Below are 2,888 nucleotides of genomic sequence, written 5' to 3' on the forward strand. Positions count from 1 at the left end.
ATGACGGCGACAGGANGTTTTTGGGTCTGTGCAGATTGATGATTCGATTGCCGTGGCCAGTACCCTTTAGATTTACATCATCCGCAGGGAGGTGGTTGTACTTTGGAATGGTGCGGCGACTGTTACGACATTCCATACCGGTCATTAATTCCTGAAAAAATCGAAAACCTGATTGTTGCAGGAAGATGCATTTCAACCACTCATGAAGCGATGTCGGCCATTAGGGTGATGGCACCATGTATGGCGATGGGTGAGGCTGCGGGAAGAGCCGCTAAACTGGCGGTTCGCCAAAATGTGTTACCATCTCAACTCGATGTTGATCTCTTACGTAAAGAACTCATCGAAAAAGGTGCCTATCTGAATTCAATGGAAATGGTTCAATCTTAAAAATATGTCTGAATTTTCTAGAAGAAATTTTGTTAAGGGACTCGGGATTGCGTTATCTGCTTCATTTATCGGGAACCAGGCAGGGGCGATCAATCAGTACGCTTCAAATCAAAAATTTGAAGATAGCCATCGCATTCTAGGCTGTAATATCAGGGTCGCCCTGCCCGAAGATGATGCCTTAGGACGAGGATGGGAGGCGAGAAAGGACATCTGTATCAAGATCATCAAAGCACAAAAGCCGGATATTATTGGTTTACAGGAAGTGTTACGGATACAGGCCGAAGATATTCAAAAAGCGATGCCTGATTATTTTGCTTTCGGCTTCGATGGACCTGAAATGGACATCAATAAAGACACCTATAACGGAATAGCAAAGAATCTGGTTATTTTTTCAAGGAAAAGATACAGTATGATTTCTGCAGGTTGCTATTGGCTATCTGAAACGCCTGAAATTGGCGGCAGTTTAGCCTGGGGCACAGCCCGGGCAAGGCATGCTAACTGGGTTCGCCTGCTGGATAAGAAATCAGGAAAAGAATTTAGGGTAATTTCTACACATCTTGACCATAAATCGCAGGAAGCCAGAAACAAGCAAGGTGAATTGATTGTAAAGGAAAGTAATCAATACCAGAGAGATTTTCCGCAATTGCTTATTGGCGATTTTAATGTTGATGCCAAAAACCCCGTATTTAAAATTATTACCGACGGCGGCTGGAACGAAACTTATTTATCGGTACACGGTAATGCTGAGCCAGGGTTAACGGCGCACAATTTTATAGGAGAAGAATATGCGAAGACTAAAAATACCGGCAAAATAGATTTCATTTTTACCCGTGGGAAAATGAAAACCTTATCGGCGAAGATTATTAAAGATCAAATCAATGGTGTTTTTCCAAGTGACCATTTCTTTGTGAATGCCGAAGTGAGTTTAACTTAATCTGCGATAATCACTTTTACGCCTTTTTCTTCGATTTGATTAATCACAAATTCTGAAACTGCACTATCGGTAACAATGTAATGCACCTGCTCAAATCCGCAGACTTTCCCTAATCCGCGTTTATCAAACTTGCTGCTATCAGCCATGATAACTACGGTTTGGGCAGTTTCAATCATTTTTTGATTTAGGGTTGCCTCAGCCAGGTTGGTGATAGAAAAGCCAAAATCAAGATCGATACCATCCACACCTAAAAAAAGCACACCGCAAGATATTTCGCTCAATACACGTTCTGCATAAGAACCCGCAACCGATGAAGAGTTCGATCGGATTAATCCGCCGAGTTGTAAAACTTCTACATTTGGTCGGTTGCTTAATTCTAAACCCACTTTTAATGCAGGCGTAATAACCGTTAAATGTTGATTTGGATATAAACATCTGGCCAGCTCAAAAACTGTTGTACCAGAACCAATGCTAATGGAGTCGCTTTTTTCGATTAAAGCAAGTGCCGCCTTGGCAATCTTCTGTTTCTCATCAGAATTGATAAAAGCTTTTTCGTTAATACTGCGCTCATTCGCGTAGGGATTATTAATTGATCCTCCACCACGTGTCCGGAATAAAAGATTTTTGTCTTCCAGCAACTTTAAGTCTTTTCTAATCGTTACCCCAGATACTTCCATTAAATCAGTAAGCTCAATGATACTTACTTTTCCATCTTCTTTTAATTTTTTAAGGATAAATTCGTGTCTGTCGGTAATGTTCTTCATAGAAATCTATCTGGTTATGAGCTTAATTGAATCAATTTATATAGCAAACATAATTTAAAATTTGATGATCTGAAATTATATTTAGTTAAATTACCTTTCAATGTGTTTACATTATATTAACCTTCTGTTGCTGCTGTTGGTAAAAAAATAAATCCGCTGCTGCCATTATGCTTTTTGACATGTATTTTTATGGCTTAATAATTTTGATTTAAATGAACGAGGGAACAGAAAGCCAGAAGGGACCTGATATAAATCCATACGATTACCTGTTGCATGATTTTAATCTGAGAGACCTGAACGCAGTTTTCATTCTGAAGCATTTAAACGGTCAAATCCACACCAGTGAAAAAGGTTTTTATAACATCTATGCCGAACAGTTGGAAATTGATTTTGGCGCTTTCAGTCATCATGAATCTGCCATTCCTTTTCCCATCGTTCAGCTACAGCAAAATAAAAATTTTGTGCGGCTTTCCTGTAGATGTGAAACCCCGAAGGTGAAACTTTGCGAACATCAGGCGCAGGTTCTGTATAATATTTTGCAACGAGATGATTTAAGGATTTTCTTTGATACGCAACTTCGTAGGCAGAAACTGGCCAAAATTGCGCTGGATTATGGTTTGGAAAAGGAAAGCAATCTTGATTCATTTTTTAACCTGAGCTACACAAACGGGCAGTTAGAAATTAAACCGAAAATTAAAGACTTGCAACCCTTTAACAAAGAAGCTCAGCAACATTTGCAGCAAATGCTTTTGCCAGGCAACCTTCAGAAAAAAGTGAGTCATGATACCGGTAAGTGTGTACGT

General features: G+C 39.6%; 3 protein-coding genes and 1 pseudogene. 3 read left to right on the top strand and 1 reads right to left on the bottom strand.

What is annotated here, in order from left to right:
- The first annotated feature begins 102 nt into the window (after nucleotides 1–102).
- Both ON09_RS23335 and ON09_RS23340 read left to right on the top strand, forming a co-directional pair.
- Nucleotides 103–387: an FAD-dependent oxidoreductase gene (locus ON09_RS23335; protein ID WP_010603483.1), complete on the top strand. Its 285-nt coding sequence runs from the start codon at nucleotides 103–105 to the stop codon at nucleotides 385–387.
- Between the two features lie 4 nt (nucleotides 388–391).
- Nucleotides 392–1,321 (top strand): endonuclease/exonuclease/phosphatase family protein, encoded by a 930-nt coding sequence (locus ON09_RS23340; RefSeq protein WP_010603484.1) that lies wholly within the window; start codon nucleotides 392–394, stop codon nucleotides 1,319–1,321.
- Here ON09_RS23340 and ON09_RS23345 read toward each other — a convergent pair.
- Complete coding sequence (locus tag ON09_RS23345) at nucleotides 1,318–2,085, bottom strand: DeoR/GlpR family DNA-binding transcription regulator (RefSeq protein ID WP_010603485.1); 768 nt, start codon at nucleotides 2,083–2,085, stop codon at nucleotides 1,318–1,320. The two genes, ON09_RS23340 and ON09_RS23345, sit on opposite strands and share 4 nt — an antisense overlap.
- 212 nt (nucleotides 2,086–2,297) lie before the next feature.
- Between ON09_RS23345 and ON09_RS23350 the strand changes: the two are divergent.
- A pseudogene (locus ON09_RS23350) lies at nucleotides 2,298–2,888 on the top strand (hypothetical protein); the annotation flags it as partial.

Source organism: Pedobacter agri PB92, assembly GCF_000258495.1.
Classification (GTDB): domain Bacteria; phylum Bacteroidota; class Bacteroidia; order Sphingobacteriales; family Sphingobacteriaceae; genus Pedobacter; species Pedobacter agri.

What these genes read in the sequence shown, in the direction of transcription:
- ON09_RS23340 (WP_010603484.1), top strand. Translation starts at nt 392, where the DNA reads ATGTCTGAATTTTCTAGAAGAAATTTTGTTAAGGGACTCGGGATTGCG.
- ON09_RS23345 (WP_010603485.1), bottom strand. Translation starts at nt 2,085, where the DNA reads ATGAAGAACATTACCGACAGACACGAATTTATCCTTAAAAAATTAAAA.